A 15,864-nucleotide genomic window follows, 5' to 3' on the forward strand; every position below is an offset into this window, starting at 1 on the left:
AAACGTTCTGCCACCAATGAATCGAGGGCCGGCCGCGGGCCGGGGTCGTCGGGCGTGACGATTCGCGTCGACGCGCTCGACGACGAACGCGGAATTCGTGTTCGCGACACTTCCGAAGGCGAAGCGGTAGCGCTCCGCACGGACCGCGAGCCGAACCCCGAACCCGCGAGCACGGAGGGGTTTACGATGCCCGTCGATGCCGCGTTCGCCATCGACGCGGGCGAACTCCACGCGCCGGTGATCACGACTGCGGTGTTCTGGCGGGACGGCGAGGTCGTCGATCGCGCGTCCCCCGACGACTCCCCGCAGCTACCCGCCGGAACGTACGAAATCGACTTCTCGCCGCCCGCCGCGAAGCTCTACGTGCGCGTCGAAGGCGGTGCGCCGACTGCCGAGTACACCGGCGACCACACCTACCTCGACTTCGGCGGTGCGAGCCGGGTTGTCGTCGGCGTGCGCTCGTTCCACGAGACGCCAGCCGCCACGGTGACGACGACGGACGACCCGCGGGACTTGATGCGGGCGGTGTCGACGATGGGTTCGGCGCTGAAGACCCAGTCGCCGGACCGGTCGTGGCCGACGCTGCGGGGGCACCCGCCGGCCATCGAGCGCGGCGACGAACTCTCCATTCCCGAGGAAGTCAGTCCGCCGGAGACGGGCGTGACCGTCGAGGTGCCGCCGGAGTACGGCGCGATCTACACGGTGGCGCCGCTGGCGTACTACCTCGGCGCCACCGTCGAACCCGGTGGCCACCCGCGACTGGTCGCGGCCGGCGGGACGTACGAGTTCGACACCGCGGATCTCGCTGGCGACGTCCGGTCCGTGCTGGAGCACGTGTTCACCCTCGACTGCGTCGTGCGGACAGCGGGCATCTACCCGTTCGAAACCGCGGCGTCCGACGGGCTGGCGGAGCGCGTGACGTTGGACTACGAGCGGCTGTTCGAGCTGCCGCTGGACGACCGGACCGCCGAGTACCTCGAGATTCCGCGGTCGGCGACGGAGGGCTTGCTCGACTGGCACTACACCGCCGACGTGGCCGCGGCGCCGTCGTACGCGCCGGCGCTCCCGTACCTGCTGGACGAGATGGCGCTGGTACGGAGCCCGCCCCAGCGCGCTTCCGAGGTCGACCTGACGCCGTCACCGAACGCGCTGGAACCGCGGACCGACGACGCGCTCGCTCGGTCGGTCGCCAGTGCTACGGCGGACCCGCTCTCCGGGGTCGTTCCGGCGGACACCGGGACGCCCGGCCACGCGTGGGTCGCCGGCGACTTCTCCCCGAGCGCGGCGAACCCGACGGTGGGGTCGTTCCGGCGCGGCCTCGACTGGCCGCAGGGCGACGACCCACTGGACGTGCACGTCGTCTACAACGATGCACGCCTCGAGGCCGGCGACGAGACCGCCTACGATACCCACCAGACCGCGGAGACGGACGTGCGGGTGTCCCGCGACCTCTCGACGGCGGAGCTTCGGGAGGCGCTGTATGCGGAGACGGACTTCCTCCACTTCGTGGGGCACGTTACCGATTCAGGAATGGTGTGCCCGGACGGGACACTGGACACGCGGACGCTCGCTCGGACTGGCGTGAAGGCGTTCTTCCTGAACGGCTGCCGGTCCTACGAGCAGGGCCGCGCGCTGTTGACGGCGGGAAGCGTCGGTGGTGTCGTCACGGTCGACGACGTCGCCGACGACGTAGCGGGCCGAGTCGGGCACGACATCTCGCTGCTCCTGGACAGCGGGTTCCCGCTGTACGCGGTTCTGGACGTACTCGACCGTACCGGCACGCCCGCGGAGCGCTACTCGATTCTCGGCAGCGGGACGCTCGCGTTCCGTCGGAACCCCAGTGGAACCCCGTCGATGTACGCCTTCGATACGGACGAGTTCGGCGCTGATTCCGACACCGTCCCGGTGAGCATCCAGCGGTATCCCTACGGCGAGAACGGGATGGGTACCTTCGTCGTTCCCACGTACCCCACCGTCGATGGAGTCGTCGCTAACGGTGGCGTTCGTCGTAATTCAATCCCGCTCGCGGCGCTCGAACAGCTGCTTGACGCGTCCCCGGCACCCATTCTGCTCGACGGCGACCTCCGGTACACGTCGAACCTGACGCTGGAGGACTTCGAATGACTGGGCCCCACCACGGACAGAATGTTTTTACTCGAAACACCCCAGCACCCAGTATGGGCTGGAGGCCGACTGTCGGCAGGAGTCGCGAAACGTGACGATTCACGTCGACGCGCTCGACGAGGACGACGGTGTCCGCGTCCGCGACACCGCCGAAGGCGAGCAGTTCCCGCTCCGGACGGACCGCGCGGTCGACCCGACCCCGGCGTCGACCGACGTGTTCACGATGCCCGTCGACGCCGCGTTCGCCGTCGAGGCGAGGGAACTCCACGCGCCGGTGTTCGTCGCCGCGGTGTTCTGGCAGGACGGCGAGGTCGTCCACCGTGCCGAGTCCGATGAGTCGGTAGAACGCCTCCCGCGGGGGACGTACGAGGTGGACTTCTCGCCGCCGGGCGGGAAACTGTACGTGCGCGTCGAGGACGCTACGCCGACCGTGCGCACCCGGAACGGTCGAACGGCGCTCCGTACGGAGACGCCGACGCGGATGGTTCTCGGCGTGCGCTCGTTCCACGAGACGCCGGCGGGGACGGTGACGACGACGGACGACCCCCGGGATCTGATGCGGGCGGTGTCGACGATGGGTTCGGCGCTGAAGACCCAGTCGCCGGACCGGTCGTGGCCGACGCTGCGGGGGCATCCGCCCGCCATCGAGCGCGGCGGCGAGCTCTACATTCCCGAGGAGGTCAGTCCGCCGGAGACGGGTGTTCGTATCGAGGTGCCGCCGGAGTACGGCGCGATTTACACGGTGGCGCCGCTGGCGTACTACCTCGGCGCCACCGTCGAACCCGGTGGCCGTCCGCGGCTGGTGGCGGCCGGCGAGACGTACGAGTTCGACACGACGGACCTCGCTGGCGACGTTCGCTCCGTGCTGGAGCACGTGTTCGCGCTGGACTGTGCGGTACGAACGGCGGGCGTCTATCCGTTCCGGACGGCGACCGTCGACGAACTCGAAGACCGAGTTACACTGGACTACGAGCGGCTGTTCGAACTGCCGCTGGGCGACCGGACCGCCGAGTACCTCGACGTGCCGCGGTCGGCGACGGAGGGGTTACTCGATTGGCACTACACCGCCGACGTCGCGGCAGACCCGACGTACGCGCCGGCACTGCCGTATCTACTCGACGACCTGGCGCTGGTGCGGAGTCCGCCACAGCGGGCGTCGGCAGTCGACCTCTCGCCGTCGCCGAACGCCCTCCAGTCAGCGGACAGCGCGCTCGCGCGGTCCGCGAGCGAGACGTCACCCACGATGCGCTCGGTCGTCGTCCCCGAGGACGCCGGAACGCCCGGCCACGCGTGGGTCGCGCCCGGGCACGCGGTCCGCGCGGCGAACCCGACGGTGGGGTCGTTCCGCCGGGACATCTCGGCGCCGGCGGACGACCCCCTCGACGTCCACGTCGTGTTCAACGACGCTCGGCTCCAGCGGGGCGACGTCTCCCTGTTCGACTCCCACCCCTACCAGGAGACGAACGTGCGGGTGTCCCGGGACCTCTCCACGACGGAACTCCGGGAGGCGCTGTACGAGGACGTCGACTACTTCCACTTCGTGGGGCACGTCACGGACTCCGGAATGGTGTGTCCGGACGGGACCCTGGACACCCGCACGTTAGCGAGGACGGGGGTGCAGGCGTTCTTCCTGAACGGCTGTCGGTCCTACGAGCAGGGCCGGGCGCTGTTGACCGCCGGCGCCGCCGGCGGCATCGCCACGGTCGACGACGTCGCCGACGGTGACGCGCGGTCGGTTGGCGAGATGGCTGCCGTCCTCCTCAGCGCGGGGTTCCCGCTGTACGGGATTCTGGACGCCCTCGAGCTCGCGGGCACGCCGGCCGACAGGTACACCATTCTGGGCGACGGACGGAGCGGCGTCCGACGCAGCTACTCCAACATCTCCGTCCTCCACGTGTTCGACACCGACGCCATCGACGCGGCGTCCGGGGCGTGGCCGATGTCTATCCGTCACTACCCGCACGGGAAGGGCGGCGTGGGTGGAATGACGGCGTACGCACACACGGACACCTCCACGGACGTCCACGACGCGTCCGTGCGGGAGACGACACTCCCGCAGTCGGCACTGGAAGCGTTCTTCGGAGACACCGGAATTCCGGTGCTCGTCGACGGGACTGTCCGCCTCACCGACCACCTCGCGGTCGAGGAGTTCCGCTAGCTACCCCAGAAGTTCTCGCGGCTGCCGAGGCGCTCGCGGTCCGCTCCGCCGTCGCCGCTGTCGCCCTCGTCGGATTCGTCGGCTTCGTCGGCCTCGCTGGCCGCCTCGTCGTCGCCGTCGGCGTCCGCTTCCTCGTCGTCGGGCTCGTCGGGGAGCTTCTCGACGAGGTCGGCGCGCGCGTAGTTCGGCTTCACCTTCGTCACCTCGGCCTTCACGCGGGCCGGCGGCAGCACGCCGTCGACCATCACGATGAAGCCGCTCTCCTCCTGCCGCCCGACGCCGGCGCCGCTCTCGTGCATGTCGTCGACCTCGAGGACGACCTCCTGGCCGGGCACCACGGGCGCGGTCTTCAGGTCCTCGATGGGCTGGCTGTAGTGGTTGCACCACTCCATCCCCCCGCGGTCGCCGTAGTGCTGGCACCCCATTCCCTCGATCTGCTCCTGGAAACTGGGGCATTCGTCGGCGAGTGGACAGTCGGCCATACAGGTGATTACTGACCAGCGGGCTAAACGCTTGCGGCACGCCGTCGCTGCCGGTGGTCGCGCGCTTCCACCTCAGATGAGCTGTTCGAGCTGGCGCCGACGCCGCTCGACGTCGAGCTGGGGGTCCAGTCCCGAGTCGCCGGCGAGCCTGTCGAGGAAGAGCAGGACGTCGACGCCGCGCCGCTCGGCCTCCGTCGCGACCCGTTCGGCGTCCTCGCGGTGGACGACCAGCCGGTCGAGCAGCGCGAGCAGGCACGCGAGCCCGGCGCCCGTCTCGCCGTCCGCGGGGAACGCGTCGCTGACGCGCGTAAAATCCGGGTACTCGTCGGGTACGTCGTCGGCCGGCGCCACCGCGAGGCAGTTCGTGCACAGCGTCGCGGCCGGCCGGTCGTCGGGCAAGTACTCGGCGACGGCTTCCGGAATCGGGAATTGTAGTTCCTCGCCGCCGCAGTTCGGACAGCTCATACCTCGACGTCGCGCGGGCGGTACTTAGCCGGCGCGGACGGAAACGAGAGACCGCAGAGATCAGTCGGCGAGCGCTTCCTCGCGTGCCTGCTCGGCTTCCCGCTCCTCGTCTTCCTCCTCCTCTTTTTTCGCCTTGACCTTCTTCATGCGGAAGATCTCCTCGCGCTCCTGCTCCTCGAGCTTCTGCTCGATGTACTCCTGGCCCTCGTAGAGCTCGGGGAGGAGCTTGAACTCCAGGGCGTTCACGCGGCGCTTGGTGGTCTCGATCTCCGTGAGCATCTTCTTCATCGCGGTCTCGACTTCCGCCGCGAGCACGATGGTCTCCAGCAGGTCCTCGTAGGCCTCGGCGGCCTCGTCGATGCGCGCGCTCGTGCCGAGGATGCCGTAGCCGCGCTCGTCGAGGCTCTTGCGGACCTTCGAGGATTCGATCTCGGGGACGACGACGCCCATGATGTTCCGGGACTCCACCGTGATCTCGGGGTGCTCTTCGAGCGCCGCGGCCGCACCTCGGACCGACATGTCGCCCTCCATCGCGCGCGCCATGTTGATCTTCTTCTGGGCGGTCTGGTAGTTGGCCTCGACGTCCTCGCGGACGTCCTGGGCCTGGTCGAAGATGTCCATGAACTCCATGATGAGGCCGTCGCGCTTCTGTTCGAGCGTGTCGTGGCCCCGCTCGGAGAGTTCGATGCGGTCCTCGATCTCCATGAGGTTCTTCCGGGTCGGTTTGATGTCCTGGGCCATCTGTTCTCTTGGTCGTGGGTTGTCCGCGCAGGGTGGTAAACGTTTTCAGTCGCTGCCGCCGGGAGCGCTACAGGAGCCCTTGCGCGCGGTCCATCCACGCCACCACGGCGACGTGCGGCAGCGTCAACACGGCGATGAACACGAGGTACAGCGCGGCGCCGCCCGACAGCGTGGTCGGCGGGTTCGGCACGGCGAGGTAGAGCCCGCCGAGCAGCAGCAGCGCGGCGGCGGTCAGCGGCGCGGCCTCGCGTCCGAACCGGCGAAGTGGCGCCCGCAGGTCGCCGGCCGCCAGCGCCGCCCGCGACCCGTCGTGGACCGCGACCGCGCGCGCGACGTGGCGGACCGCGTGCCAGAAACAGAAGTAGACGCCCACCGCGAACACCGGCGGGACGGCGAGGAAGAACGCCCACAGGCCGACGGTCTCGGCGGCGTCGACTCGCCACGCGGTCGGTGGCGACTCCGCGGTCGCGAGGCGGTTCGCGGCCAGCGTCCCCGCGGTCAGGACGGCGAACCCGGCGCCGAGCGCGAGCCGCGCGTCCGGCGCGAACAGCCAGAGGTCGCCGACGCTGCCGCCGAACGGCGCGGCGAACGCCGCCACCACCTCCCGGTACGTCTCCGGGTTCCCGAGCAGCGGTACGAGCATCGGCAGGCCGCCGCGAACGAGGCCGGTCGTCGCGCGCCGCGCCGGCGAGTCGAGGTAGTCGGCGTCCAACAGCACGGCCAGCGGGTAGACGTCGCCCTGGCCCCAGTGGAGCCACGTCAGGCCGACGAACGCGAACGCCGCGGCGACCGGGACGGCGAACCACGCGGCCGCGTAGGCGGCGCCGAGCACGAGGTAGAGCGCGCCGACGGCGGCGAGCCAGCGCCCGGTCACGCGGCCCGCGACCGCTCGCGGCAGCGCGACGTAGTCGATGGCACCGTGTGGCAGGCCGAAGACGACGACGCTCGCGACCAGCGGCGCGTACCGCACGGTCGTCGATAGCTCGACGCCCGCGAGCGCTGGCAGCGCCGCGACGAACAGCGCGACCCAGCCGGCGGCGAGCGTCGGCCCCGTGAGCGTGTCTCGCACCGAGCTGTCGAGAGTCACTCCCACCGCGCGACCACCCAGTCGAACAGCACCAGCCCCTGCACGACGAAGAGGTTGGTCACGAGGAAGAATGCGCCCTCTTCGACGGGGAGGCCGGCGACGGCGATCCCCGTCGTGTACTCGGGGGAGAGCGTCCAGATGCCGTCGGCGAGCGCGAACCGGTCGGCGACCGAGAAGTACAGCGTCGGCACGCCCGCGCCCGCGGCGACGACGCGGGGTCGCTCGGCGAGGTACCGCCAGCCGACGCCCCACTGCATCGCCAGCACGGGGCCAGCCCACGCGAGGATGGCGCCGAGGTAGAACGTGTCCGCCGTCCCGAGGCACGCGAGTCCGGCGCCGGTGACGGCGAGGCCCCCGACGACGCCGGCGGCGACGTCGCGCTTCGACGACAGGAACTCGGGAGTGGCTGGACCGGCCACCCGTTGGACCCATAGCCCGGTCACGACGGTCTGGCCCGCGACGAACGCGTACTCCTCGACGGGCGCGAGCCACAGCCGCGCGAGCACCGTCCCCGTGCCGTACGTCCAGACCCCCCGGCTCACGAGGTAGTTGTCCCACGGGGTCGTGTACGCCAGCGCGAGCACGAGCAAGACGCCGACGCCCGCCAGCGACCACCAGTCCTCGTGACGGTCACGGGCCCGTAGCGCGGCGAGGACGAGCAACGGCGGTGCGACGGCCACCGCGAGGAACTGGAGGTACGTCGCCATCAAGCCCCCCTCGCGTTGTCTCGTGCGCGCACGCGTGGCTGCCGGCGTGCGTCACGTTCGAAAAATCGGGTCGTGGTCGGCACCGCCGCGTCGAGCCGTCAGTCCGCGGCCGCGGCCTCTTCGGCCTCGGACTCGTCCTCGACGTAGTACTGCTCGATGAGCTCCTCGTCGACGCGGTTGAGCTCGTCCTTCGGGAACAGGCTGAGCAGTTCCCAGCCGAGGTCCAGGGTCTCCTCCACGCTGCGGTTCGTGTCGAAGCCCTGGTCGACGAACTCGTCCTCGAAGCGGTCCGCGAAGTCGAGGTAGAGGTTGTCGCGGTCGCTGAGCGCCTCGCGACCGACGATGTTCACGAGGTCGCGGAGGTCCTCACCTTCCGCGTACGCCGCGTACAGCTGGTCGGAGATGTCGCCGTGGTCCTCGCGCGTGAGGCCCTCGCCGATGCCGTCGTCCATCAGCCGGCTCAGGCTCGGGAGGACGTTCACGGGCGGCGTGACGCCCTGGCTGTTCAGGTCGCGGTCCATCATGATCTGGCCCTCGGTGATGTACCCCGTGAGGTCCGGAATCGGGTGGGTGTCGTCGTCGCCCGGCATCGTCAGGATGGGAATCTGAGTGACCGAACCCTCCCGGCCCTCGATGCGGCCGGCGCGCTCGTAGAGCTGCGCCAGGTCCGTGTACATGTACCCGGGGTACCCGCGGCGACCCGGCACCTCTTCGCGTGCCGCGCCGATCTCGCGGAGCGCCTCGCAGTAGTTCGTCATGTCCGTCAGGATGACGAGGACGTGGTAGTCCTTCTCGAAGGCGAGGTACTCCGCGGTCGTCAGCGCCATCCGCGGCGTGACCGTCCGCTCGACGGCGGGGTCGTCCGCGAGGTTCATGAAGACGACGCTGCGTTCGAGCGCGCCCGTGCGCTCGAAGTCGTCCATGAACTCGTTGGCCTCCTCGGCCGTGATGCCCATCGCGCCGAAGACGACAGCGAACTCGCTGTCCTCGCCGTCGCCCTCCTCTTCCTCCGGGACGGAGGCCTGCCGGGCGATCTGGAGCGCGAGGTCGCTGTGGGGCAGCCCGGACGCCGAGAAGATCGGGAGCTTCTGGCCGCGTACGAGCGTGTTCATGCCGTCGATGGCCGAAACCCCCGTCTGGATGAACTCCTCGGGGTACTCGCGGGCGTGCGGGTTGATCGCTTCGCCGACGATGTCCAGCCGTTCTTCGGGGACGATGTCGGGGCCGCCGTCGATGGGCTCGCCGGAGCCGTCGAGCACGCGACCGAGGAGGTCCTCGGTCACGGGCATCTTCAGGGTTTCGCCGAGGAACCGCACCGAGGCGTCCTGTCCGATGCCCTCGGTGCCCTCGAACACCTGGATGGCCACGAACTTGTCGCTGGATTCGAGCACCTGACCGCGCTTGACTTCGCCGTCGGGCGTCTCGATTTCCACCATCTCGTCGTAGGCCACCGGCTCGTCGATGTCGACGTACACCAGCGGGCCGCTGACTTCGGTGATTGTCTTGTACTCTTTCATTAGTAGAGGTCCCGTAGTTGCTCGGTGAGGTCGTCTTTCAGTTCCTCGATGTACTCCTCCCAGTCCTCCTGGACGCCCATCCGGTTCAGGCGCGGCGCCGCGTCGACGTTCTGAATCTCGTCGACCGGGACGCCGGCCTCGAGCGCCTCGAAGGCCTCGTCGTTGAACGTCTGGATGGCCGTGAGCATCTTGTACGTCTTCTCGGGCTCACAGTTCGTGTCGACGTCGTGGAGCGCGTTCTGCTGGAGCCACGCCTCGCGGAGGTAGCGCGCCACCTCGAGGGTGAGCTGCTGGTCGTCGGGGAGGGCGTCCTTCCCGACGAGCTGGACGATCTCCTGCAGTTCGGTCTCCTCGTCGAGGACGTCGACGGCCCACTGCCGGACCTCCGGGAAATCCTCGGAGACGTTCTCGCGCCACCAGTCGTCGAGCTGGTCCTTGTACAGCGAGTACGACTCGTTCCAGTTGATCGCGGGGAAGTGACGGCGCTCGGCGAGGTCCGCGTCCAGCGCCCAGAACGTCTTCACGATGCGCAGCGTGTTCTGGGTGACCGGCTCCGAGAAGTCGCCGCCCGGCGGGCTGACCGCGCCGACCACGGACACCGACCCCTCCTCGTCGTTGAGGGTGGTGTAGAGGCCCGCGCGCTCGTAGAACTGCGCGAGGCGGGCGGCGAGGTACGCGGGGTACCCCTCCTCGCCCGGCATCTCCTCCAGCCGCGAGGAGATCTCGCGCATCGCCTCGGCCCACCGCGAGGTGGAGTCCGCCATCAGCGCGACGTCGTAGCCCATGTCGCGGTAGTACTCCGCGATGGTGATGCCCGTGTAGATGCAGGACTCGCGGGCCGCGACCGGCATGTTCGACGTGTTCGCGATGAGGCAGGTGCGGGCCATCAGCGGGTTCCCGGTCTGAGGGTCCTCCAGCTCCGGGAAGTCCTCGATGACCTCGGTCATCTCGTTGCCGCGCTCGCCGCAGCCGATGTAGACGACGATGTCCGCGTCGGACCACTTCGCGAGCTGCTGCTGGGTGACCGTCTTCCCGGAGCCGAACGGCCCCGGAATCGCGGCCGTCCCGCCCTTCGCGAGCGGGAACAGGCCGTCCTGGATGCGCTGGCCGGTGACGAGCGGCGTCCGCGGCGTGTGCTTGTCCTCGGTCGGACGCGCGCGGCGGACCGGCCACTCCTGGTGCATCGTGATCTCCTCGCCGCTGTCGAGCGTGACGATGGGCTCGTCGACCGTGTACGAGCCGTCCTCGACGTCGACGACTTCACCGCCGTCGCTGCGCGGCGGGACGAGCACCTTGTGCTCGATGCTGATCGTCTCGTCGACGGTGCCGAGGACGTCACCCGCCTCGACGTAGTCGCCCTCCTCGACGACGGGGGTGAACTCCCACTCCTTCTCGAGGTCGATGCCGGGCGCGTCGACGCCGCGGTCGAGGAACGCCCCCATCTCGCCTTGGAGGACGTCCAGCGGGCGCTGGACGCCGTCGTAGATGGAGTCCAGCATGCCGGGCCCCAGGTCGACCGTGAGGGGTTCGCCCGTGTTGTCCACGGGGCCGCCCGGGCTGACGCCCGAGGTCTCCTCGTAGACCTGGATGGTTGTTACCTCGTCTTCGATTTCGATGACCTCGCCCATCAGCCCTTCGTCGCCGACGTAGACGACGTCGTTCATCTGGGCGTCGAGGTCCGTGGCGGTCACGACCGGACCGCTCACGCTCTCGATTACGCCGGAGTCCGTGATTTCTTCTGCTTGACTCATTCGTTGATTAGTCTTCCTCGGCCATCAGGTCGATGCCGATGGCTCGCTTGATCTGGTCGCGCAGTCCGCTCCCGCCGGCGGCGCCGCCGCCGATGGTCACGAACGTCGGCTCTACGCTCGTCTCGACTTCCTCGCGCACCTGTCGGGAGAGCGCGTCGAGGTCGTCGTCGTGCATCACCGCGATGCCGACGTCGTCGTCCTCGAGCACCGACTCGACCGCGTCGTCGAGTTCCTCGTCTTTCTCGTCCTGCGGGACGTTCTCGAACTTCCGGACGCCCGCGAGCCGGAACCCGGTCGTGAACTCCGGGCTGCCGACCACTGCGATTTCCTGGCTCATAGGATGACGAGCTCCTCCTCGATTTCGTCCTCGCTCAGACCGGCCTCGCGGCCGCGAGCGATGGCGCGAATGTTGTCCACTTCCCGTTCCTTCGCGAGCACGTACGCCAGCACCGGGCAGACCGACAGCGGGTAGACGTACGAGAGGTGGTCGGAGTACTCCAGCAGCGCCCGGTCGAGGGCGTGCTCGAAGCCGATGAGGCTGTCCGCCTCCTCCAGTTCGTCCAGCGCCCGCGAGAGCTCGTCGCCGTACCGGCTGTCTCGGATGTGGCCGACGAGCGCCGAGCGGTCCGCGGCGAGCTGGCTGATCTCCTTCCGGTCGAACAGCGCGCCGCCCTCGATGAAGTACTCCGCCGGGTCGACGTCGGCGCCCGACCGCGCCAGCCGCAGCGCGTTCCGCGCGTTCCGGAAGTCGATCTCGGCCTCCAGGAACTCGCGGTACAGCGCCGCCGCCTCGCCGCGGGCGGAGGCGTCGGGTACGAGGTTCTCGTAGTACGCTCGGTCGATGGCGTTCTCCAGCGGGACGAGCGTCCCGGACTCCTCGTAGGCCTCGTACGCGCCTTCGAGATACGTACCGAAGAGCGTGTCGTCGAGCAGGTCGACGACGGCCTCGATGGATTCGGCCGCGACCAGGCGGTCGAGGAAGTCCGCGTCGAACTCGCCGGCCTCGATGAGGTCGGTGCGGATCTCCGCGTCGGTCGCCTCCGAGTAGCGCCCGCGCAGCACCGTCTTGACGTTCCAGGCGTCGAACTTGCGGAGGTAGCGAGCGACCTGCTCGTAGAGCCGGCCCTCGCTGTACCGCAGCAGGTCCTGGAAGTCGTCGGCGAGCGTCTCGTTGAGCGCGTGCTCGATGAGGTCGACGCCGCTGAACCGGGAGCCCAGCGCGTTCACCGCGTCCTCGTACTGGGTCTCCTCCATGAACCGGGCGATCTCGCCCGTGCCCATGCGGAGCAGCTTCCGGTACTCGTCGTCGCTGAACAGGCTGGCTCGGCGGTGGCGGACGCGGGCGACCACGTACTCGTAGTTTGCCGACCCGTACACGCTCATCGCTCCTCGTCGAAGAGGCGTGCGCTGATTTCCTTCAGGTTGTTCTCCCAGACGTCGTCGATGACCGAGTCGAACGTGTTGTTCACGCGGACCCGGGACGTCTCGCTCTCGACAACGACGCCGCCGAGACAGTCGTACTCGCCGGCGTACTCGAAGCCGTCGTAATCGTCGAGGATGTCCGAGATGAGGGCCTCGTCGTCGCTGCGGCCGTAGACGCTGACGTCCGCGTCGGCGTCGAACTCGTCGGCCGCGGCGTCGAGGAGCGCGCGAGTGAGTTCCTCGCGGTCGTCGCCGTCGATGTCGGCGATCTCCTCCTCGGCGAGCTCGCGGACGTCCGCGAGGGCGTCCCGGCGCGCTTCGAGGCGCATCTGCTTGGCCTCGAGTTTCGCGCTGGAGACGCGCTGCTCGCGCTCGCGCTCGATTTCGCGCTCGGCCTCCGCTTCGGCCTCTGCGACGATGTCGTCGGCGTCGGCTTTCGCCTCCGCGACGATGTCGTCGGCGCGGGATTCGGCGTCGTTCCGAATCTCCTTCGCGCGCTCGCGGGCCTCGTCTCGAATGTCCTCAACTACTGTTTCCAGGCTCATAGATGGAGAGGGGGGACGGTTGTTAGAATGCGGACGGCACGACGAACACGACGACCAGCGCGAGAATGACCAGCGTCTCCGGGAGGACCGTCAGGATGAGGCCCGTACCGAAGAGGTCCTGGTCTTCCGCGATGGCGCCGACTGCGGCGCTACCGATGCCGCGCTCGGCGTACCCGGCGGCGAGGGCTGCGAGACCGACCGCGAGAGCGGCGGCGGACTTCGGGGTGATTGCGGGGCTGCTGCCCCCGGACTGTGCTGCGACGGTTGCGACTTCTGCGAGTGTGTCGAACATTTTACTTAGTCCTCAGTGGTGTAGTTTCGCTGGTAACCGAACGGGTTGTACTTCTCGCCACCGCCTTCATAAAACTTGTTAAAGAACTCGACGTATTCCAGGCGTAGAGCCTGTAAGCCGGCGGATGTGACGCCGAGTCCGAGCACGAGCATGTGGCCGAGCACGAGCACGACCACGCCAGCGAGCACGCCGCCCCAGCCCATGTGGATGAGGCCGTCGAACACGACCGAGTAGTACTCGGCCTGGTGGCTCCCCGGCCCACTGAACAGCATGAAGTGGGTCTCGTGCTGGATCTCTGTCGGGAACAGCCCGAACAGGTAGTCCGCGGTGTACGGCTCGTACCCGTGGGCCTGAGCCGCCTCGGTCGTCAGGTCGACTTCGTACGCGCCGAACACCAGCAGGTTCACGACGTACGCCATCCCCGCCTTCGCGAGCAGGACCGCGGCGATACGCGTGTAGGAGACGGTGTTGACGAGCGCGTACGTCGGGCTCTCGAGGAACCCTGCGGCGCCCTCGCCGATCGTCACGAGTACGAGGCCGAGCAGCGCGAGCGCGAGCCCCGCGATGCCCACGACGGGCGGGAGCTCGAGCGCGCGGTACAGCAGTTCGGGGCGCGGACCGCCGCCGGACTGCATGTGCGTGCTGAACAGCCACGCGCCGACACCTGCCATCAGCAGGAGCGGGCCGCCGCTCTCCGTGACGGCGGTCTTGACGCCGTGCGAGCGCGTCTCGTTGACGAGCCCGAACACGTAGCCGATGGCGAGGTGCGCGATGCCGAACAGCAGGCTCGCCGCGAGCCAGAGTTCGGCGAACGCGCCAACGTGCAGGCCCTTCTTCAGGGGCGCGTCGGCGAGGCCGAACACGCCGCTCCACACGTACTCCGTGATGAGGTGGAGACCGAAGATCTCGCCGTACAGCACGCCGAACAGGGCCGTGAATCCGCCGGCCCACATCGCGACGCCGCCGAGCTTCGAGATCATCTCGCTGTCGAACCCGCGGTACAGCCAGAAGCCGAGCGCGGCGTACAGGATGCCGTACCCGAGGTCCCCGATCATGAACCCGTAGAACGCGGGGAACGTCAGGAACAGCACGATGGTCGGGTCGAGCTCCGTGTACTTCGGCCGGTTGATGACCTCGGTCAGCGCCTCGAACGGCCGCGCTGCGCCGGGGTTGTCCTGGATGACCGGTGGGCTGTCGTCCTCGTCGAACTCGGAGGCCGTGCCGCCGTCCGCGGCGACTTCGCTGTCGTCGACCTCTTGACCGCCCTCGACGGGCGCGTGGTGCCCGTGACCGGACGGCTCGTAGTCGGCGCGCTCCAGTTCCTCGACGGCCGCGTGGTCGCCGACGGCGTCCTGGACGGCCTCGACGAACTCCGCGTACTCGTCGCTGGGAATCCACCCCTCGGCGACGAACGCGCGTTCGGTGGTCGCGAACTGCAGCGGGACCTCCGTCTTCTGGACGTCGATGGAGAGTTTCTCCTCGGCGGCCAGCAGGAAGCCCGCGTGCTCCACGCGGAGGTCTTCGAGCTCGTTCTCGACGCTGTCGAGCTTCGACTCGACGGTGTCGCGTTCGTGGCGGAGTTCCTGGACGTACTGCTCCGGACTCGCCTCCGCGTCCGGCACTTCCAGTCGCGCGAACTCCACGCCGACGAGCGCGTCGTCGAGCGCGTCCGGGTCGTCGTGGCGCGGGTACGCGAACGCCGCGGCCGTGTTCTCGCCCTCGAAGACCTCGTAGGACTCGATGGCCTCCTCGGTCCGGAGCGCCTCGCGGACGTCGTCCGCGTCGCCCTCACCGACTGCGACCTGCAGGCTGTCGTAGCCGCCGAGCAGGTCGAGGTCGATGCCGAGGTCCGCGAACGGCGCGACCGCGTCGATTCGCTCGTCGACCTCGCGGAGCTCGTCCTCGAGCTCGCCGCGGCGGTCGTCGAGGTCGTTGACCTGCACGCGGATCTCCTCGAGTTCCGTCTCGAGGGCGTCCTCGGTGACGATGCGCGTCGGACCGGCGTCCTCCTCGTCGACGTCGAGCGTCGATTCGAGCGAGCGCACCGTGACGAGCTTCTCGGAGGCCTCGTCCGCGCCCTCCATCGGGTTCCCGTTCTCGAACCCCTCGATGTCGCCGTCGTAGTCGGAGAGGTGGACGAGATTCAGGTCGTGAATCGTCTCGATGACGTCGCTCATCACGCGCTTCGAGCCCGTCACCGAGACCTTGCTCATTCGCTCAGGTCTGAGCATGTACCGCCTCCTCGAACCGTTCGACGGCGAAGGCGACCGCCTCGTCCTCGTGTTCGGCGGCGAGGGCTTCGAGCTCTTCGCGCTCGGCTTCGCCCTCCTCGAGGATGCGGTCGCGCTCCGCCTCGATGTCTTCGCGTGCCTCTTCGTGCTTCTGTTCTTTCAGCTCGCGGGCCTCCTCTTCCGCCTCGCTGCGGATTTCATCGGCCCGCTGGCGGGCTTCGGACAACCGTTGCTCCCGGTCCTCCTCCGCCTCGGCCACGATGTCGTCGGCGTCCGATTCAGCCGATTTGATGTCTTCAAGAACCTCTGGCCTTGGCATACACTCTTACCGGTCGGAACTTT

At 68.8% G+C, this 15,864-nt stretch carries 15 protein-coding genes; 2 read left to right on the top strand and 13 right to left on the bottom strand.

Annotation, left to right across the window (positions count from 1 at the left end; translation table 11 throughout):
• The first annotated feature begins 54 nt into the window (after positions 1-54).
• Together G9C83_RS08595 and G9C83_RS08600 are read left to right on the top strand one after the other, a co-directional pair.
• On the top strand, positions 55-2,124 hold the full coding sequence (locus G9C83_RS08595; protein WP_167245735.1) for a hypothetical protein: 2,070 nt from the start codon (positions 55-57) through the stop codon (positions 2,122-2,124).
• Positions 2,125-2,215: 91 nt separating this feature from the next.
• Positions 2,216-4,282: a hypothetical protein gene (locus tag G9C83_RS08600; protein ID WP_167245736.1), complete on the top strand. Its 2,067-nt coding sequence runs from the start codon at positions 2,216-2,218 to the stop codon at positions 4,280-4,282.
• On the opposite strand, the gene G9C83_RS08605 is transcribed toward G9C83_RS08600, so the two are convergent.
• From G9C83_RS08605 to ahaH, 13 genes are all read right to left on the bottom strand, one after another.
• On the bottom strand, positions 4,279-4,764 hold the full coding sequence (locus tag G9C83_RS08605) for a TRAM domain-containing protein (protein WP_167245737.1): 486 nt from the start codon (positions 4,762-4,764) through the stop codon (positions 4,279-4,281). The two genes, G9C83_RS08600 and G9C83_RS08605, sit on opposite strands and share 4 nt — an antisense overlap.
• Positions 4,765-4,836: 72 nt before the next feature.
• The gene (locus G9C83_RS08610) at positions 4,837-5,229 is read right to left on the bottom strand and encodes a DUF6276 family protein (protein WP_167245738.1); all 393 of its coding nucleotides are present in this window, start codon (positions 5,227-5,229) and stop codon (positions 4,837-4,839) included.
• Between the two features lie 60 nt (positions 5,230-5,289).
• The gene (locus G9C83_RS08615) at positions 5,290-5,970 is read right to left on the bottom strand and encodes a V-type ATP synthase subunit D (protein ID WP_167245739.1); all 681 of its coding nucleotides are present in this window, start codon (positions 5,968-5,970) and stop codon (positions 5,290-5,292) included.
• A 67-nt stretch (positions 5,971-6,037) separates the two neighbouring features.
• The gene (locus G9C83_RS08620) at positions 6,038-7,057 is read right to left on the bottom strand and encodes a Brp/Blh family beta-carotene 15,15'-dioxygenase (protein ID WP_347877791.1); all 1,020 of its coding nucleotides are present in this window, start codon (positions 7,055-7,057) and stop codon (positions 6,038-6,040) included.
• The gene (locus G9C83_RS16040) at positions 7,054-7,764 is read right to left on the bottom strand and encodes a lycopene cyclase domain-containing protein (RefSeq protein ID WP_167245741.1); all 711 of its coding nucleotides are present in this window, start codon (positions 7,762-7,764) and stop codon (positions 7,054-7,056) included. The genes G9C83_RS08620 and G9C83_RS16040 overlap by 4 nt, the downstream gene beginning before the upstream one ends.
• Positions 7,765-7,862: 98 nt before the next feature.
• The gene (locus G9C83_RS08630; protein WP_167245742.1) at positions 7,863-9,281 is read right to left on the bottom strand and encodes an ATP synthase subunit B; all 1,419 of its coding nucleotides are present in this window, start codon (positions 9,279-9,281) and stop codon (positions 7,863-7,865) included.
• Positions 9,281-11,032, bottom strand: coding sequence for an ATP synthase subunit A (locus tag G9C83_RS08635; protein ID WP_167245743.1), 1,752 nt, complete (start codon positions 11,030-11,032; stop codon positions 9,281-9,283). Before G9C83_RS08635 ends, G9C83_RS08630 begins: the two co-directional genes overlap by 1 nt.
• Before the next feature lie 7 nt (positions 11,033-11,039).
• Positions 11,040-11,369: a V-type ATP synthase subunit F gene (locus G9C83_RS08640; RefSeq protein WP_167245744.1), complete on the bottom strand. Its 330-nt coding sequence runs from the start codon at positions 11,367-11,369 to the stop codon at positions 11,040-11,042.
• A complete protein-coding gene (locus G9C83_RS08645) occupies positions 11,366-12,415 on the bottom strand; it encodes a V-type ATP synthase subunit C (protein ID WP_167245745.1) in 1,050 nt (349 codons plus the stop codon). Before G9C83_RS08645 ends, G9C83_RS08640 begins: the two co-directional genes overlap by 4 nt.
• Positions 12,412-12,999, bottom strand: a complete 588-nt coding sequence (locus tag G9C83_RS08650; RefSeq protein WP_167245746.1) for a V-type ATP synthase subunit E — start codon at positions 12,997-12,999, stop codon at positions 12,412-12,414. The genes G9C83_RS08645 and G9C83_RS08650 overlap by 4 nt, the downstream gene beginning before the upstream one ends.
• Positions 13,000-13,021: 22 nt before the next feature.
• Positions 13,022-13,291 carry a F0F1 ATP synthase subunit C gene (locus tag G9C83_RS08655; RefSeq protein ID WP_167245747.1) on the bottom strand — a complete coding sequence of 90 codons (270 nt, stop codon included), beginning with the start codon at positions 13,289-13,291 and terminating at the stop codon, positions 13,022-13,024.
• 5 nt (positions 13,292-13,296) lie between these two features.
• Positions 13,297-15,522, bottom strand: coding sequence for a V-type ATP synthase subunit I (locus G9C83_RS08660; RefSeq protein WP_167245748.1), 2,226 nt, complete (start codon positions 15,520-15,522; stop codon positions 13,297-13,299).
• Positions 15,509-15,841: an ATP synthase archaeal subunit H gene (ahaH, locus tag G9C83_RS08665; protein ID WP_167245749.1), complete on the bottom strand. Its 333-nt coding sequence runs from the start codon at positions 15,839-15,841 to the stop codon at positions 15,509-15,511. Before ahaH ends, G9C83_RS08660 begins: the two co-directional genes overlap by 14 nt.
• Positions 15,842-15,864: the final 23 nt, after the last annotated feature.

It is taken from the genome of Halobacterium sp. R2-5, from assembly GCF_011734195.1.
GTDB lineage: Archaea > Halobacteriota > Halobacteria > Halobacteriales > Halobacteriaceae > Halobacterium.

Excerpts from the sequence above, each read along its gene's own strand:
- G9C83_RS08605 (WP_167245737.1), bottom strand. The coding sequence starts at position 4,764 with ATGGCCGACTGTCCACTCGCCGACGAATGCCCCAGTTTCCAGGAGCAG.
- G9C83_RS08610 (WP_167245738.1), bottom strand. The coding sequence starts at position 5,229 with ATGAGCTGTCCGAACTGCGGCGGCGAGGAACTACAATTCCCGATTCCG.
- G9C83_RS08615 (WP_167245739.1), bottom strand. The coding sequence starts at position 5,970 with ATGGCCCAGGACATCAAACCGACCCGGAAGAACCTCATGGAGATCGAG.
- G9C83_RS16040 (WP_167245741.1), bottom strand. The coding sequence starts at position 7,764 with ATGGCGACGTACCTCCAGTTCCTCGCGGTGGCCGTCGCACCGCCGTTG.
- G9C83_RS08630 (WP_167245742.1), bottom strand. The coding sequence starts at position 9,281 with ATGAAAGAGTACAAGACAATCACCGAAGTCAGCGGCCCGCTGGTGTAC.
- G9C83_RS08635 (WP_167245743.1), bottom strand. The coding sequence starts at position 11,032 with ATGAGTCAAGCAGAAGAAATCACGGACTCCGGCGTAATCGAGAGCGTG.
- G9C83_RS08640 (WP_167245744.1), bottom strand. The coding sequence starts at position 11,369 with ATGAGCCAGGAAATCGCAGTGGTCGGCAGCCCGGAGTTCACGACCGGG.
- G9C83_RS08645 (WP_167245745.1), bottom strand. The coding sequence starts at position 12,415 with ATGAGCGTGTACGGGTCGGCAAACTACGAGTACGTGGTCGCCCGCGTC.
- G9C83_RS08650 (WP_167245746.1), bottom strand. The coding sequence starts at position 12,999 with ATGAGCCTGGAAACAGTAGTTGAGGACATTCGAGACGAGGCCCGCGAG.
- G9C83_RS08655 (WP_167245747.1), bottom strand. The coding sequence starts at position 13,291 with ATGTTCGACACACTCGCAGAAGTCGCAACCGTCGCAGCACAGTCCGGG.
- G9C83_RS08660 (WP_167245748.1), bottom strand. The coding sequence starts at position 15,522 with ATGCTCAGACCTGAGCGAATGAGCAAGGTCTCGGTGACGGGCTCGAAG.
- ahaH (WP_167245749.1), bottom strand. The coding sequence starts at position 15,841 with ATGCCAAGGCCAGAGGTTCTTGAAGACATCAAATCGGCTGAATCGGAC.